The sequence below is a fragment of the Flammeovirga pacifica genome, assembly GCF_000807855.2.
Taxonomy (GTDB): Bacteria; Bacteroidota; Bacteroidia; order Cytophagales; family Flammeovirgaceae; genus Flammeovirga; species Flammeovirga pacifica.
The window spans coordinates 1,159,787-1,177,008 of the sequence record NZ_JRYR02000001.1; the positions used below are offsets into that span (position 1 = coordinate 1,159,787).

Here is a 17,222-nt window from a genome sequence, read left to right on the forward strand (position 1 = left end):
ATGTCAAAGACTATTGCATTTATTCCGGTAAGAGGTGGCAGTAAATCAATACCTCTTAAAAACATTAAACCCTTTTGCGGTAAACCTTTGGTTTATTGGACAGTAAAAGCTGCTCAAGATTGTAAATATATTGATGAAGTAATTGTTGCAACAGATTCTAAAGAAATAGAAGACACTGTACTTTCTTTTCGTTTAAATAAGGTCAAAGTATATGAACGATCAACTGAAAATGCTCAGGATCATTCTAGTACAGAAAGTGTTGTTTTAGAATATATCACTAATAAAAAAGTTAATACTGAAGACACTTTTGTTTTAGTTCAGGCAACCTCACCTCTTCTTACTTCTTTTGATATTGAAAACGGCATCAATATTTATAATAATCAAGACTTTGATTCTCTTCTATCATGTGTTAGAGAAAAAAGGTTTTACTGGAATAATGATGGCACTCCAAATAACTACGACTTTACAAAAAGACCTAGAAGACAAGATTTCAATGGTATCTTAATGGAAAATGGTGCTTTTTATATTCAATCAGTAAAAGGCATCATTAAAAACCAAAATCGATTAGGTGGAAATATTGGTATTACTGAACTACCATATTATACAAGTGTTGAAATTGATGAAGAAGACGATTGGATAATTGCTGAAAAGCTAATGCACAAGCACATTCTGTCATCCAATGATTCCAAAAAGAAGATTAAACTCATTTTATCTGATGTTGATGGAGTACTTACTGATGCCGGAATGTACTATTCAGAAAATGGAGATGAACTTAAAAAATTCAATACTCGTGATGGTATGGCTTTTCAACTATGTAGAGAAGCTGGACTTAAAACTGGAATCATCACCTCAGAAAACACAGAGCTTGTTACAAGAAGAGGAAAGAAAATGAAATTAGATTTTGTTGTGCAAGGTAAAGCTCATGGAGGAAAACTCAACACTGCTATTTCAATTTGTAAAGAATTAAATATTTCACTAGATGAAGTGGCTTATATAGGTGACGACATAAATTGTAAGGAACTATTAAGTAAAGTAGGTTTAGCTGCTTGTCCAAATGACGCAATGAAAAGTATTCAATCTATTCACAATATTATAATTCTTGAAAAACAAGGTGGAGAAGGCTGCGTAAGAGAATTTGTTGAAAACTACATCTTAATCTAACAATGGCTTCATTTTTCCAACAAGTTCGAAATTGGTTACAAAAAGATGGGGTTGTCAGTATCATTAAAAACATGAACTGGCTCGCATTCGATAAGATATCTCGCATCCTTGTTGGACTGTTTATTAATGCTTGGGTAAGAAGATACCTGGGAGTAGAAACTGTAGGCCTATGGGACTACGTAATTGCTTTAGGAATGATGTTTTACAATCTTTCTACTTTTGGTATGGAAAGAATTGTTATAAGAGATTTAGTTTCAAAGAAATTTGATCAAACTGCTATTTTAGGTACTACTTTCTTTTTTAGAGCATTTTCATCTATTATTTCCGCTGCAGCTGTTTTTGTTTACGTTTCCTATTTTTCTGACAAATCCTCAGGGTTACTAATAACTCTAGGGGCAATAGTTGCTTCCGGCATTCTATTTCAAACATCTGATATAGTTCAATATTATTATCAATCTATTTTAAAATCGAAGAGAGCTGTTATAGCTAAAAACATTTCTTTCTTAAGTTTATCATTGATAAAGATCTTATTAATTGTCAATAACCAAAGTGTAGAAATGTTCGCATTAGTTAATACTATTGATTTAATGATTGGTTGTTTACTTATGTTCTTCTTCTATTTCAGAGACACCCACCTTCTTAGTAAATGGTATTTAAACAAAAAATATTTAAAACAATTAATTAAAGATTCTTGGCCCTTAGCAGTTTCATCACTAGCCTTTGTTCTATACAGTAAGATAGATCAACTTATGTTAGGCGAAATGAAAGAAACAACATATGATATAGGTATTTATGCTACTGCAAGTAAACTTTATGATATCCCAATTTCAGTAATAGGTGTTATAATAGCATCAGTCTACCCACCTTTCATACAGCTATTTAATCGTCAAGATAAAAGTATGTTTTTTGATAGGTATAAAAAAACAACTGCAGGACTAACATTATTAGGCTATTTAGGCTTTTTATTTAATCTATTTTTTGGAGAATATATAATCTTGTTTCTTTTTGGAGAAGACTTTCTTCCTGCACATAAGATTTTTTCAATACAATGCTTAAGTGCAATACTAATGTTCAATGCAGCTTTAAGATCTAATTATTTATCATTGACAGACCAACAGAAAGTAATTATGTATAGTACTATTTTTGGAGCAACTGCTAACATAGTTTTAAATCTATACTTGATACCTGATTATGGTGCGGTAGGTGCTGCTTATGCCACACTTATCACACAACTCATTTCATTATATGTTGTATCTATCTTTTTTAAAGAGGCTCGATCAATCACCTATATTCAATTAAGAAATCTCTTTTTATTAGATCTTAGGAGATTCTTAAAATAACCCTACCTTTCAAATCTCTTTTTCCTTAAATAGACAAACAGAACACCTAGGATAGCTGTAATCAAAACAGGTATTCCAACATTTAACCATTGCCAAAAAGCTTTTTCTTCTCTAATCTTAAAAGAATCTAGTGGTCGAAGAGTTACTTTTTTATTCCTTGCCATTATTAACCCATCCTGATCAGTCAAATATTCTAAAGCATTCATTACAAATTCTAAGTTCGATAATGATTGTCCTCTGTGTCTATCAAACTCTATTGACTCTACCCCACCAGTGATTGGATTAAATTCATTCTTCACTATATCACCATCTCCGATAACAATCACTTTTGTGGGTTTAGTAGATTGCTTCAATAAAGATTTCAATTCAATTCCTTTAGGTGGAAAACGATTGGCATATAATGATTTGAAGGTTCCTTCTAAAAGATAAGCCACAGGTAAATTTGGCTTATTAAAAAGTTCTTTCTGATTTACTTCTTTTATCTCATCCAAAGAGATGAGACTTGGCATTGGTCTAATTCTTGAATAACTTGATGTATAAAGTAAAGGCGTTTTCTTAATCCCCACAGATTTAACGGTATCTAATGTTGATATGAATTTACCATACACCACATCCATATTTCTTACGATGGGATGCTCAGAAAAAGTATTCATGTAAACATAATAAGGCCAAGGTAATTTTTTAATATTGGCTTTATCACCAAAATTACCCGCAACTACTTCGATTAAACCTGCTTGTTGATCTTGAATCAAATCAACATTTGTTCTTACTCCTAATCTAAAAATAAGATCTTCTATCCCTAAATCATATCCAAAAGCATAAGTACCTCCTAAAGGAATAGAATCCTTATTCATTTGTACTTTATCTAACAAAAACATGGCATTGCCCCCTTGTATTAGATACTGATCTAAGTAATATTTATCTCTATTTCTAAATGTATTTTTAGGCTGGGCAATAATAGCAGCATCATAATTATTTAATTGTGATAGATCTGTTAGCCAATTTAATTGATATTTATCTGAAATTGCTTTACTGAGCTCTTGTAATTCATTTGGATTTAACTCTGAGTGCCCCTGAACAATGGCTACTCTTTTATTGTTTTGATTTGACAATCCTTTAATTGCAGATGCCAATTCAAATTCAACGCCTTCTATAGATTGATTGATTTGTTCTTGTGCTGAACGAGCCTTGTTTCCTTTCAGTAATAAAACTCCTTTTTGTTTATTCTTATAAGTAATTAATGCTCCCGGATAAATAAGACGTTGTGTTTGTTCTCCATTTGCACCAACATCATATAAAGTAGTTTGAGGAATACCTTTTTCAATTAAAGACTTCTGGAATTGTTGTTTTTGTCTAGGGTCAGAAAAATCATTGGGATCAATAAATCTAAATTCCAATTGACCATTTGATTGTACTTTAAACTCTTCTAGGTTTTCTAATATTGCAGTTTTCAGATGCTCAAATTCAGCATTTAAAGGTCCATCCAAATAAACGTCTATGTTCACTCTTCCGTCTAAATCATTTAGTAACCTTTTTGTAGCAGGATTAATACTAAACCTCTTCTCTTCTGTTAAATCCCATCGAAAGAAAAGTTTATCAGAATGAATATTAAATAAAATCAATAATAAAGCTATTGATGAAAAAGTTAAAAGGTCTTCCCACTTACGCATAGAACAACTCTCAGATAATTAAAAAATTTAGCTACAAAAATGAGTTATTATCTAATGAAATCAAATTACAAGGGGTTCGATCAATTGATTGTTGCCTATTTTTTCATTTTTTTAATGGAAAAGTCGTTTAACAAGATCATATCTACTGATAAAAACAGGAGGCTACACTCGAAAAGTAAGATGATAAAGACGTAGTAGGCTCAACATCACATAAAAATATCCACCTTTATTAATAATTAAGCGACATTCACATCATAAAATTATTTTTTAATGTACTTTTGCATATTCAATAGGAATATAGATCATTTTAAATAGTGAATTTTAAAGATACATTAGATCAAAACTCAATTTTTGGTATTGTTGCGAAGAGTGCAAAGCAAGTTGGTTTTGATACTTATTTAGTTGGTGGTTTTGTAAGAGATCTCTTATTAGAACGCCCCTCTAAAGATATAGATATTGTTTGTGTAGGAAGCGGAATAGTATTAGCTGAAGAAGTGGCCAAACAAGGAGGTAATTTACCTTGTAACACTTTTAAAAGTTTTGGTACTGCTATGGTGAAATTCCATGAATACGAAGTAGAATTCGTTGGCGCTAGAAGAGAATCTTACCGTAGAGAATCAAGAAAACCAATTGTAGAAGATGGTACTTTAGAAGATGATCAGAACCGTAGAGATTTCACAATAAATGCGCTTGCTATTTCTCTTAATGAGGATAACTACGGCGATTTAGTGGATCCTTTTGGAGGAGTTGAAGATCTAAATAAAAAGAACATAATCACTCCACTTGAACCAAATATAACTTTCTCTGATGATCCTCTAAGAATGATGAGAGCGATCCGTTTTGCTTCTCAATTAACATTTGATATCGATCCTGATACTTTTGAGGCTATCTCTGAGAATAAAGAGAGAATTTCTATAGTTTCTAAAGAAAGAATTACTGATGAGTTAAACAAAATCATTCTTTCTCCTCTTCCCTCTTATGGTTTTAAACTACTTTTCACCTCTGGTTTATTAGAAATAATTTTCCCAGAGATGTATAATTTACATGGTGTAGAACGTCGTGATGGAAAAGGGCATAAAGACAACTTTTACCATACATTAAAAGTATTGGATAATGTCTCAGAGAAGTCAACGGATTTATGGCTGAGATGGGCTGCCATTTTACATGATATTGCAAAACCCCCTACCAAAAGATTTAACAATCGTGTAGGTTGGACTTTCCATGGTCATGAAGACAAAGGTGCTAGAATGACTCCTGGTATTTTTAAGAGATTAAAACTACCACTAAACGATAAGATGAAATTTGTCCAAAAATTAGTCAAACTTCACCTAAGACCTATCGCTTTAGTTAAAAAAGAAGTTACTGATTCTGCTGTTAGGCGACTTTTATTTGAAGCAGGCGACGATATTGATGCATTAATGATGCTGTGTCGTGCTGACATTACATCAAAAGATGGAAATAAAGTTAAAAAATACCTTTCCAATTTCGATTATGTCGAAACAAGGTTAGAAGCAGTAGAAGAAAGTGATAAAGTACGTAACTTTCAACCTGTAATTACAGGAGAATTAATCATGAAAACTTTTGGTATTAAACCATCTAGAGAAGTTGGACAGATTAAAGATCATGTTAGAGAAGCTATTTTAGATGGCAAAATCAAAAATATTTTAGAAGAAGCTCATCCCTTCATGATTAATATTGGAATTGAATTAGGGCTTACACCTGTTAAAACTGAAAACGAATAAACGAAGTCATAGATTTATGAATGATTTAATACTAAGAACTGCAAGAGGAGAAAAAACAGAAAGAACACCCGTTTGGTTAATGCGTCAAGCAGGTAGAATTTTACCAGAATACAGAGCTGTAAGAGCAAGTGTTTCTGGATTTGTAGAATTATGTCAAACACCAGAATTAGCATGCGAGGTTACTATTCAGCCCGTTGATTTATTAGGTGTGGATGCTGCGATTATTTTCTCAGACATCTTAGTTATTCCTGAAGCTATGGGCCTACCCTACGAAATGGTAGAAAAACGAGGTCCTTTCTTCCCAAATACTATTCAAACAGAAAAAGATTTAGGTAAGATTCGTGTAGCTGATGTTCAATCAGATCTTGGTTACGTATTAGATGCTATCAAGCTAACAAAAAAGGAATTAAATGGTAGAGTACCATTAATAGGTTTTGCCGGTGCTCCTTTCACCATTTTTTGTTATATGATAGAAGGTCAAGGTTCAAAAACATTTTCTAACGCAAAGAAAATGTTTTATACAGAACCAGAGTTCTCTCATAAATTATTGCAAATGATTACTGATTCGACAATTGCTTATTTAAAAGCTCAAATCGAAGCAGGTGCTGATATGATTCAAATTTTCGATTCTTGGGCTGGTATTCTTTCTCCTGAGCAATACGAAATATTTGCTATGCCTTACATCAATCAAATTTGTGACGCAATAGATGAAGTTCCTAAAACTGTATTTGCTAAAGGTGCTTACTTTGCTAGAGAGGCTATCGGTAAAGCAAATTGTAATACTATTGGATTAGACTGGAATATGAACGTAGCTGAATCTAGAAAATTAGCCAACGGTAAAGTTCTTCAAGGTAATCTTGACCCATGTGCTTTATATGGTTCTGATAAAGATATTGAAAAGGCAACAATTAAAATGCTAGATCAATTTGGACCTGATCATCATATTGCCAACTTAGGACATGGTGTTTATCCTGACATTAACCCTGAGAAAGTAAAAGTATTCATCAATACAGTAAAAGAATATTCTGAAAAAATGAGATAATAATCTCTTTTTCTAGTACCATAAATTAAAGGTCTTGTTTAAACAAGACCTTTTTTTGTTTAAATTTAAAACACTAAAAATCAACCCAATTAACATTTAAACAAACTTTTGTTGAAATAATAACCAATATAAATATTAAATTCTACTATATTTAACATAAATATAATACAGTAAAACCAAATATTATGAAGTGGCTTTCCAAAGGATTAAAAGATAAAGTCATCAAGATCAACAAACAACATAATGAGGTAACTTACCTCCCATACAACAAAACAAGATCATTGAACAATCCTGAAGAAAAAGTACAATTAGCTACTTATCTAAAAGTGATATATGAGCTTAAATACCCTGCAAGCCATGTAAGGGTTTGCGTTCCTGTTAAAATGGGATCATCCACTAAAGAAGCTGATATTATTGCCTACAATGATGACAAAGGACTCGAACCAAATATTATTATAGAATGTAAAAAGAAAGGAATTAGTAGTAGAGTTTTTAAAGAAGCTATTCATCAAGGCTTTTCTTATGCTGCTGCACTTTTAGGTAAGTTTGTCTGGACAACTGATGGAGAGCACAATAGCTATCATGAAGTTATTCCTGATCGAATAGGAGAAAGAACAAAAAATGAATTACCTATTTTACCTGAATTTAAATCAGAAAAATCATTTTTTTTCAATTGTAGAAAATGGTTTTTCAGAAATACAAAATCTTTCTTTCAAGTAATTGGTAGATCTATCAAACAACCTTTATTTATCCATTCTTTCATTCATGTCTTCTTTTTCTTCTTAGTCTTTTTAGGATGTTCAAAGCTTCTTTTTATCAATATTCATGATATACTAAATATACCTTTAGTACAACAATCATGGTATTCTTTAAAAATGGATTTTTCGTGGTTTTACATGCTTCTGTCTTTTATTTCATTATTGATAGTTATATCATTAAGTAATATAGTGAGCTTCATCCCCTCTTTAGGAAAGTCAAGATTATCCTTTAAACAAAAAGTATTCATTAGTTTTTTTATGTGTATCCCAATTTGGATCACTGTTAAACTTTATACCAAGTCTTGGTGGAATTGGGAACATTTCACCAAATTAATTGATAATAAATCATGGATGTTTATCCAACCCCACTTACTTATCTTACCAATACAGTTTTTAATCATTGCTAGTATTTTATCATTACCGAAGAATGGTAAGAGAAAAAAGAAAAAATGATTTCTTAGTATGCGTAAATCTGTAATATTTTTTATAACTTAATTATATATTACACCTAAACGCATATTCCCATGTGGAAAAAGACCCTTATTATTTTATTCTTTCCAATTCTAACCTATGCTCAAAATATTAATTTTGAGATGACAGACTTAGAAAAAGCGCAACAAAAAGCCAAAAATCAAAACAAAGATATTTTTATTGATTTATATACAAATTGGTGTATAAACTGTGAGTGGATGCAAGAAGAAGTGTTTAAGACGAAAAAAATTGCTTCTTATTACAATGAAAACTATATCAACCTATCAATTGATGCAGAATCAAAACTAGGTAAGCAATTTGTAGAAAAATATAAATTAAGTATCTACCCTACTTATTTGTATTTAAATAGTTCAGGTGAAGCTTTACACTTAGTCACTGGCTTAAAAACAAAGGAAGAATTTATTGAAGGTTCAAAAGAAGCTAAAGACCCATCTCAACAGCTTTTTTCTCTCCAAAAAAATATAAAACAAAACGCACATTCAGATATTAATGTACTCTCTAATTACATTTATGCTACTTATAAAGCGGCTTATGAAGATAAAAGTGTATTAGATGAATTTCTTTTAAAACTTAATGATGAGTTATTAAAAGAAAAATATATTTGGAGAGCATTAAAAGAAGCTTCTATGCACTCAGGTCTTCATTCTGAATGCTTAAATTATTTAGTAAAACATTCTTCTATCATTGAAGAAAACCATGGTATAAAAGAAATCATCCAAACTATAAATGCTGCAACTTCTCGTTCTATGCAACCTTATGTCTCAAAAAAAGACATCAAAGGCTGGGAAGAATTGATGGATTATCTAAAAAAATCTATGGGTAAACAAGGTGAAACACTCATGCTTGCTTATAATCCCACTTTTTATATTCAAATACAAAACTTTGATAAGGCTTATTCTTTAATGAAAGAAGGCGTTGCTAAACTACATAATAGAACACCTGATGTAAAAGCATATCTATATAGAAATTGGGCTTGGGATGTTTATCACTATTATAATGAGGAAACGAAACTTTCTAATGCATTAGAGTGGATCGATAATTCATTAGACATCCATTACAATTCAATTAATTTAGAAACAAAATCAGGTATTCTACTAAAATTAAAAAAATTCGAACAGGCTAAACTTACAGCATTAGAAGCTATCGAGTTAGCTAAAAAAGAAAAAGTTCATCCTACTTTAGCTTATAATGTTTTAGAAAAAATAAATGCAATGAAATAAAATATTTCATAACTATGTCAATGAAAATGTGATAGCATAAAGTCCAAATTTTGTCATCACTTTTTAATGACACATTCTTACAAAACCTCAATATTTATATCAATATTGAGGTTTTTCACTTTACAAGTGCTTAAATTAGCAACTTGAAAACTGTTTTAATTATTTTATAATTTATAGTACTAAATTCAGTTTTAATCTAGGCCCATTTCTTTACAAACACTTCTTTATACGTTAATTTTACAATAAATAAATCGTGAATCAATCTTCACATATCGTTTATACTTTTTTGACTTATATCTGTAATTAGCAATAATAATGAAAAGATTACTTACAATTCTAATTTTACTTACTTACCAACTTCAAGCTCAAGATTGGGCACAAATTCCTGTTCCAGCAAATGCAGGTGAAGGAAATGTTTGGGAACTACAGGACAACGTTTCTGACGATTTTAATTATTCTTTTGAGTCTACCAATTCAAAAGTAAATTTTGGCGATGATAAATGGTATAACTTTTATCATAACCATTGGGATGGCCCAGGTTATACTTACTGGAAACATGGTAATGTAACCGTTGAAGGTGGTAACTTGGTGATTGAAGCTGGGTACACTTCTGAAACAAATAAAGGAGGAACTTATGGTGTTGCATCTGGATGCGTTACGTCTAATGCAAAAGTTGTTTATCCTGTTTATGTTGAATCTGCAATTTCCGTTGCCAATATTAGTTTGGCTTCTTGTTTTTGGTTGCTTAGTCCAGATGATACAGAAGAAATTGACATCATCGAAAATTATGGCAATGTCAACTTTTATAAGCAATATACTCACATTAGCCATCACTCTTTTATTAGACAACCATTCACAGATTACCAACCAAGAGATTGGAATTCTTGGTACCCTGATAGTAGAGTGAATAATAATTATGGATGGGGTGATTGGTGTTGGAATGAAGGTCAAGGAAGACGTTATATGAGAATGGGTGTTTATTGGAAAAGCCCAAAGCATTTCGAATACTATATTGATGGCGAACTTATTCGTGTGATGTATTACAACGCTATTGCTACAAATTATAATGGTACTTGGGAGTATACCTACTTTAAATCTTTAGAATGGGAGGTTAATGGTTATAAACTACCAACAAATATTTCAAGCGGAGCACAAAATGGTTACACAGATGTCATTGTACACTCTACTTCTTCTTCTTTTGATTTTGATAAACTAAAAGAAGCTTCTAATGCCTCAAATGGTCATAGTGTTATTGATCCTGCTTGGTTTCAAGGTGGTGATGATAATGATGATGACAACAATGGGGTAACTGTTGAAGCAAGAGGTTTTACTAAAGAAATGGATATAATAATTAATGTTGAATCACAAGGTTGGTTATTAGATCAAACTCCATCAGAATCTGATTTAAATAATAAAAATAAGAATCAGATGAGGGTCGATTGGGTTCGAGTATACAAACCTGTCACAGATAATGGAGGTGTACGCCCTGTATTAGGAATTGAACTTCAACCATCAGAAAAAACATTAGGTAAAGGAAATAAACTTAATTTATCCCCTATTTTTTCACCCTCTAACGCCACTAATCAAAACGTAACATTTACCTCTAATAATGAAAATGTTGCAACGGTTAATGATAAAGGTGTGGTAAGTGGAGTAGATTTAGGAGAAGCATTAATTACAGTAACAAGTGAAGATGGTGGGTTTACTTCTACCTCAAAAATTATTGTTATTGAAAATGGTAAAGGTTCAGAATTTATTATTGAAGCTGAAGATTTCACAAGTACGGGAGGTACTTTTGATGATGGTGAAGTTCCCTTTGGAATGTTTTCTAATGATATAGGTGTCAATTTTGTTAATAAAGAAGATTGGGCTGAATATACTGTTACGGTACCTGAAGCTGGAAATTATTCTATCACCTATTTGATATCCACCCCGATGGATAATGCCAATATTAGTATTTTTGATAATGATACACAGATTGGTGAATCAACTAGAGTTGAAAAAACAGGTGGATGGGAAACATATGAGAATCAAACAGCTAGTTTTATAGCTCAATTAGAGGCTGGTGAAACAACTTTTAAAATTTTAGCTTCTGGAAGTGATTGGCAATGGAACTTAGATAAAATTGTATTTTCACCATATGTTGATAATACTATTGCCGTAGAAGATATTAATATAGATCAAACTAGTGCGTCAATTGAACGTTATACAACACTTCAATTAACAGCTACGATTGTCCCTGAAGACGCGACTAATAAAAAATTTACATGGTCGTCTTCAAATGCTTTTGTAGCATCAATTGATGAAAATGGTCTTGTTACTGCTAATAGTGAGGGTGAAGTGGAAATATTTGCTACAACAGAAGAAGGAAATATTAGAGCTATTTCAAAAATTATGGTCACATCTGCTAGTAATATTCCTGTAAGCGGATTAACCCTTAGTTCTTATTCTGAAGATATTAAAATAAATTCAAGTAAGACAATTACTGCTACAGTCCTACCGTCTGATGCAAGTAACAAAAATGTATCTTGGTTATCATCTGATGAAAGTGTTGCAACGGTAGAAAATGGTAAAATCAAAGGTGTAAGTGTCGGAAGTTGTACTATTACATCAAAAACGGAAGAAGGTGAATTTACTCAAACAATTTCAGTAAACATTACTGCTGACACCCCTACTTCTATTCACGACTTAAACAATAACTCTCTTGTGATTTACCCAAATCCTAATGTTGGGAAATTTAAAATAAAGGGTCTAGAAGTTGGTGTATATTCTATAAAGGTTTTAAATATATATGGCTCTAATGTAAGATCATTAGATAAAGTAAGAATTGAAAATGAAATAGAAATAGATCTAACGAATGTTCCTGTTGGAATCTATATTATTCAAGTAACTGATGGTAAAGACAAAAAATTTATACAGAGGATTATCAAAGAATAATTAAAAAAAGGCACTTTTAAAAGTGCCTTTTTTTAATCCTTATGTTTATTGATAAAAACAAACTCTCCTCCTTCGTCACCTACTCCATACAACACTCCAAATTGCGGTGCATTATTACTGTTATTAGCCACAATTTTATTAAAGCTATGAAACAAATTTGAGGCTGTCATGTACTTGTTATTATTATCTATTAAAGTTTGAAATAAATATTTTGAAAACACTGATTCATCCGGTACCGTTTTCAATGTCCCACTAGTCATGCCTTTCCTACTTTTCTTAAAATAATAATTAGTAATTGATTGAGATGGCTCTGTATTTATTGACCTACTTGTCTTAAAAATACTACCACTGAAACAGGCATCAGAAATTAAAAGCGTATGCTGTGCTTTAATACCTTTCAATTTTGTACTCAGATTAGAATTTGCAATCCATTGTGAATCATCCGTTTTGTGAGCGTCTGCGGGTAACCAATACCCCTCTGCGACCTCTTCGTCATAAACGCCATGTCCTGCAAAGTATATTATTAAATTATCATTTTCTGAAATTTGATTTCTTAAGGTGTTAAAAGCCTTCAGTACCTCTTCCCTGTTAGGGTCATTAAGGTGTAAGACTTTATCAGCATCAAAGCCGTATTTATTTTTAAGTATTTTAGTGAAGCTTTGGGCATCTCTATGTGGATATTTTAAATCTTGAATATTTTCATCAATATAATTTTGTACACTTATTACTAAAGCGTAAAAATGACCAATGGATTCTTCAAACGACCCTTTAGTTTCTTTTTTATTAACTACCAATCCTCTTGATGTAAATACTGGGCTAGAAAGGGAATTTGTAGTAGCCATTAAATTACCCTGATTAGAATAATTTTCAAGAATCTTAATATTGATATTCTTGATTGTAATGTTTTCTATTTGTATTGAAGTACCCTCCGCAACGAAACCCGTTACATCTTCTTTTTTTGTTAGAGGTTTGAACGGAAATCTTTTTACAAAATGCTCATTGATAAATAAGTAATAGGATAAGTTAATTTTCCTTACGGTTAATTTATTAAATCCGTTTACTTTAATGGATTTATGGTATTCCCATTCTACTATAGGAATTTCTTGTCCATTATTTAGTTCTTGGATGTGAAACCTGCCATCACCACTAAATACGAAACTATAACCATTATTTCCTTTGGGGGACATTCCCCAAATTAATCCATTTGCGTGAGTTTTGTTATCCGAATCATGTTTTATTTCAGTCTCTATCTCAAAATTATCTAAATTGGTATATTGAAATCCTGACTTTAATTCGATAACTGTTTCGCCAACATCATTCGAGGCTAGCTCATAAACACCATCAGATAAACTACTATGTCTAAATAAATCTTCACCATGTTCAACTATCTCCCACTTATGATTATTATTTTCAAATTCTTCTTTAAAAATTGTATTCAAAGAATGAGGAAGCACAGATTGGTATTGGGTGTAATCAATTTGAGCAGTTGAAATGATAGATGCTAATATAAATATTATACAAAGACAATATTTAATTGTAAATTTTGTCATATTCGATTAATGCTAATGATGTGGAGTAAGTTTTGGGCTGGTTTTTCACTTGCTGTACATCATTAAAAACTATTCACGAATACATAACGTTCATATTATCAATATAATACAATGATAATGTTGATAAAATACAATTACCCCGCTAAAACAAAAAGATCGTATGTGTAATAAATAAGCCTAATTACAATCCTTTTATTTCCCAAGCAGAAGCAGAATGATCATCAGAAACTGAGATAATTATATTTTCATTTAACCATAATAATCTATTCACCGAGGTTCCGTGTCCTGCATGTCTAGCTTTATCAATCACTTTAAGTAATCTAAAGTCCTCTCTTCTCCACACTTTTATAGATTTATCTTTAGAACATGTTGCAAAGTAATTTCCACTTGGATTAAAAGATATATCATTAATAGTATACATGTGTGCTACTATATCTTGTTGTGTTTCTACAAACCCATCTAAATTCCATACTCTCATATGTGCATCTCGACTACCTGAAAGCAAAAATTGGTTATCTCTTGAAATGGTTAAACTAAATACAGAATTTTCATGTCCCAATAATTCTCTAATTTCCATACAATTTTCAATGGCATACCCTCTGATTAAATGATCACTAGCACCCACCCAAAATTGTTGCCTCTCATGGTCAACAGCAATACTTCTGACTGACTTATCTGACACTTTTACTTTAGCAGTAATATTCCATTCATCAATAGATATCACAAACACCCATCCATCACCTGTACCTACAAACAGTTGATCTTTAGATTTTTCGATAGCAAATACCGCTTGATCTGTTAGTTTCATCGACTTCAATTCTTTTCCCGAATTCAAGTCTAATAGATGTATTCCTTCATTATTCTGACCTACTACCAATTGGTTTCTATCTTCTAAAGCCTCCATAGAATAAACCGTATTGGGTACTTTGGCAATCATTTTTCCTTCCTCTGGCGTATCAATATTCCATTCTACTACATATCCATCCGCTCCTGCGGTATAAAATAATTTAGGGTGAGAAGTTTTCACCACGCTATATAAACCATCTTTATGCCCACCAAATTGAGCTAATTTTTCTACCTCTAATTTTTGTCTATTCATCATATAGTTTTAATTGTTGAAACAAATATGACAATTAATTAAATAAAGTAAAAAATGAATTCTTGTAATATTTGAGTAATTTTGAAAATGCCTGAAATAATATCAAATAATATAAATCAAAAGATCTATTATAGTCTTTGGCGAATTGATGAATCAGAATCAGAGTTATTATCTGATATTTTTGAAGAAAAATCTGAATTTGAAACGATAAAAAATCAAAATAGTCGATTACAAACTATTGCTTCAAGAGTTGCTTTAAAAAGACTGTTAGAAAAACATTCATATAAATATTCTGGTATTCTAAAAAATGCTATTGGTAAGCCTGAATTAAAATACCTACCTCTATCTTGTTCCATCTCCCATTCAAAAAAATATGTATTAGTTTGTTTTTCAGACAGTAACCAATTGAATACACTGGGGTGTGATATTGAAAAAATTCAAAGTAGGATATTAAGACTATTACCAAGAGTTGCCACAAATAATGAAGTAAATTATGCTACTGATGATGCAATAAAAGCAACACAAATTTGGACAGTTAAAGAAGCCACCTACAAAGCATTTGGAAAATTAAACATTGAATTTAATAGTCAGATAAAAAGTCAAATTGAAGAGGATGAAATAAAAAAAGTTGAAATAAATGAAATTGATAAAGCAGCTTTAACCTATCAATTATTTTTTGATAAACACGAGGAAATGGTATTCTGTATTGCTTATAAATAAAATTATAAGACTCTTGTCTTGTACCACCTTCTTTCTTGTCTCATTGCTTCCTTAGGATCATGAAATAGAAAAAAAGGAACATCAATTTTAGACAGGTCATTTTCTATTTCTTTCATTTCTTGATCTCGCTTTCCTTTATTGACATCCCTAATCATTATTCCTGATATATTATTAGGAAATGCTTCTGCTATAGCCTTATAAGTATATGGATCTTTCTGACCTGAATCGCCCACTAATAAAAACTTTTGTTCTGGGAAATTATCAATCAAATAGCTGATTCTATTTATTTTATGAACATTCTTAAGTTGATCAATATTTGCCTTTGGTGTTCGAATAAAATCTCTCCAATTTTTTTGATAGCGTAAATAAATTGGACCAAGGGGAAATTTCCTTGTGATTAAAAATAGCTTAATTATCCAAAAAAGATTCATTTCAGAATTAGAAACATAAAATATCTCAGCACCCTGATGTTTCATTTCTTTATAAAACTTACTCATATCCTCAACCTCCTTTCTTTTGAAAGCATGTTTTACAATAGTTTGAGGTATGCGCTTTAGAAATGAAGTAGCGTGTGTAATTAAAATGGTATCATCTACATCAGATATGACAATATATTTAGGATTGCCTACATTATAAATACTTGATTTTGTAATCGTTGGAATTGTTACTTCCCGAGTAAAGTTTTTATCTAGAGCAAATTTTAAAGAATTATCTAGAAAATTTTCTGAAAAAGTCTCTGTTATTGATGTTTCAAATCTAAAAAATCCATTTTCGTCTACATCAATTTCAAATAGTTGACTACCTAATTTACCATATAGCTTATTCCCCACTTTATGGTTGTGACGATATAACTTCCATAATCTAGACACGTGTCTCCTAAAACCTTCTGGTTTCTTTGTTAGATCTAGTAACCCCGATTTGAAAGAAAGTAATTGCCCTTCAATCGACAACTTGTCTTTTGTTGTAAAACCTACTAATGGAAGTAAAACGCTTTTTAAACTCAAATTTTTGGTATTATATCAAATTAAAAAAGTAAGAACTCAAAAAAGAGATCCTCTATTGTGTGATTAATTTTATATATATGATTTTAATCTCACATTTAAATTAGATATTTAATACTAAATAAAAAAGATCGGTACACTTTAAATGTGCACCGATCTAATGTTTAGTTGAAAGTTTGTCTTAAATTCAGATTAGTCTGATAAATTATATTAGTTGGAAGATTGTAGTGTTAATTGTCTATTAAATATATTTTGATATCAGATTGTCAATTTGTAGACACAATCAATTTATTGTCTTTGTTTATGTTACAAATTTAATAATATTTTCATTTATTTCTATGCTATTACTATAAGATATAAGAATAATACTACGTAATTTATCTTTCTACTTTGATTTAGTTTAATTTTCATCGAAATGTTATAATTAATTTTGAAAATAAATTACCGCAAGAGGTTTTTTAGGCAACCGTTTTTTTTATCTTTGCTAAGA

General features: G+C 31.0%; 12 protein-coding genes. 8 read left to right on the forward strand and 4 right to left on the reverse strand.

Features of this window, described 5'->3' with window-relative positions:
• Both NH26_RS04685 and NH26_RS04690 read left to right on the forward strand, forming a co-directional pair.
• Positions 1-1,161, forward strand: a complete 1,161-nt coding sequence (locus NH26_RS04685; protein ID WP_044222249.1) for an acylneuraminate cytidylyltransferase — start codon at positions 1-3, stop codon at positions 1,159-1,161.
• Positions 1,162-1,163: 2 nt separating this feature from the next.
• Positions 1,164-2,501, forward strand: coding sequence for a flippase (locus NH26_RS04690; RefSeq protein ID WP_044222252.1), 1,338 nt, complete (start codon positions 1,164-1,166; stop codon positions 2,499-2,501).
• Between the two features lie 2 nt (positions 2,502-2,503).
• On the opposite strand, the gene gldG is transcribed toward NH26_RS04690, so the two are convergent.
• The gene (gene gldG / locus NH26_RS04695) at positions 2,504-4,171 is read right to left on the reverse strand and encodes a gliding motility-associated ABC transporter substrate-binding protein GldG (RefSeq protein ID WP_044222256.1); all 1,668 of its coding nucleotides are present in this window, start codon (positions 4,169-4,171) and stop codon (positions 2,504-2,506) included.
• 314 nt (positions 4,172-4,485) lie between these two features.
• On the opposite strand from gldG, the gene NH26_RS04700 reads away from it, so the two are divergent.
• The 5 genes from NH26_RS04700 (at position 4,486) to NH26_RS04720 (ending at position 12,362) form a co-directional block, all read left to right on the forward strand.
• Positions 4,486-5,913, forward strand: coding sequence for a CCA tRNA nucleotidyltransferase (locus NH26_RS04700; RefSeq protein WP_044222259.1), 1,428 nt, complete (start codon positions 4,486-4,488; stop codon positions 5,911-5,913).
• Positions 5,914-5,929: 16 nt separating this feature from the next.
• Positions 5,930-6,955, forward strand: a complete 1,026-nt coding sequence (hemE, locus tag NH26_RS04705; protein ID WP_044222262.1) for a uroporphyrinogen decarboxylase — start codon at positions 5,930-5,932, stop codon at positions 6,953-6,955.
• 185 nt (positions 6,956-7,140) lie between these two features.
• Positions 7,141-8,166, forward strand: coding sequence for a type I restriction enzyme HsdR N-terminal domain-containing protein (locus tag NH26_RS04710; RefSeq protein ID WP_044222265.1), 1,026 nt, complete (start codon positions 7,141-7,143; stop codon positions 8,164-8,166).
• 71 nt (positions 8,167-8,237) lie between these two features.
• A complete protein-coding gene (locus NH26_RS04715; protein WP_044222268.1) occupies positions 8,238-9,425 on the forward strand; it encodes a thioredoxin family protein in 1,188 nt (395 codons plus the stop codon).
• A gap of 315 nt (positions 9,426-9,740) precedes the next feature.
• Positions 9,741-12,362, forward strand: coding sequence for an Ig-like domain-containing protein (locus tag NH26_RS04720; RefSeq protein ID WP_052431950.1), 2,622 nt, complete (start codon positions 9,741-9,743; stop codon positions 12,360-12,362).
• A gap of 32 nt (positions 12,363-12,394) precedes the next feature.
• On the opposite strand, the gene NH26_RS04725 is transcribed toward NH26_RS04720, so the two are convergent.
• The gene (locus tag NH26_RS04725) at positions 12,395-13,912 is read right to left on the reverse strand and encodes a caspase family protein (protein ID WP_044222271.1); all 1,518 of its coding nucleotides are present in this window, start codon (positions 13,910-13,912) and stop codon (positions 12,395-12,397) included.
• Positions 13,913-14,093: 181 nt separating this feature from the next.
• Complete coding sequence (locus NH26_RS04730; RefSeq protein ID WP_044222580.1) at positions 14,094-15,011, reverse strand: WD40 repeat domain-containing protein; 918 nt, start codon at positions 15,009-15,011, stop codon at positions 14,094-14,096.
• An 87-nt stretch (positions 15,012-15,098) separates the two neighbouring features.
• Here NH26_RS04730 and NH26_RS04735 point away from each other — a divergent pair, with 87 nt between their 5' ends.
• Positions 15,099-15,731 carry a 4'-phosphopantetheinyl transferase family protein gene (locus NH26_RS04735; protein WP_044222274.1) on the forward strand — a complete coding sequence of 211 codons (633 nt, stop codon included), beginning with the start codon at positions 15,099-15,101 and terminating at the stop codon, positions 15,729-15,731.
• A gap of 2 nt (positions 15,732-15,733) precedes the next feature.
• On the opposite strand, the gene NH26_RS04740 is transcribed toward NH26_RS04735, so the two are convergent.
• Entirely contained in the window at positions 15,734-16,735 is a 1,002-nt protein-coding gene (locus NH26_RS04740) for a phosphatase domain-containing protein (RefSeq protein ID WP_044222277.1), read from the reverse strand.
• Positions 16,736-17,222 lie beyond the last annotated feature (487 nt).

Bases quoted from the DNA above. Each gene is read 5' to 3' on its own strand.
- NH26_RS04720 (WP_052431950.1), top strand. From the start codon at position 9,741: ATGAAAAGATTACTTACAATTCTAATTTTACTTACTTACCAACTTCAA.
- NH26_RS04690 (WP_044222252.1), top strand. From the start codon at position 1,164: ATGGCTTCATTTTTCCAACAAGTTCGAAATTGGTTACAAAAAGATGGG.
- NH26_RS04685 (WP_044222249.1), top strand. From the start codon at position 1: ATGTCAAAGACTATTGCATTTATTCCGGTAAGAGGTGGCAGTAAATCA.
- NH26_RS04730 (WP_044222580.1), bottom strand. From the start codon at position 15,011: ATGAATAGACAAAAATTAGAGGTAGAAAAATTAGCTCAATTTGGTGGG.
- NH26_RS04710 (WP_044222265.1), top strand. From the start codon at position 7,141: ATGAAGTGGCTTTCCAAAGGATTAAAAGATAAAGTCATCAAGATCAAC.
- NH26_RS04715 (WP_044222268.1), top strand. From the start codon at position 8,238: ATGTGGAAAAAGACCCTTATTATTTTATTCTTTCCAATTCTAACCTAT.
- NH26_RS04735 (WP_044222274.1), top strand. From the start codon at position 15,099: ATGCCTGAAATAATATCAAATAATATAAATCAAAAGATCTATTATAGT.
- NH26_RS04725 (WP_044222271.1), bottom strand. From the start codon at position 13,912: ATGACAAAATTTACAATTAAATATTGTCTTTGTATAATATTTATATTA.
- hemE (WP_044222262.1), top strand. From the start codon at position 5,930: ATGAATGATTTAATACTAAGAACTGCAAGAGGAGAAAAAACAGAAAGA.
- gldG (WP_044222256.1), bottom strand. From the start codon at position 4,171: ATGCGTAAGTGGGAAGACCTTTTAACTTTTTCATCAATAGCTTTATTA.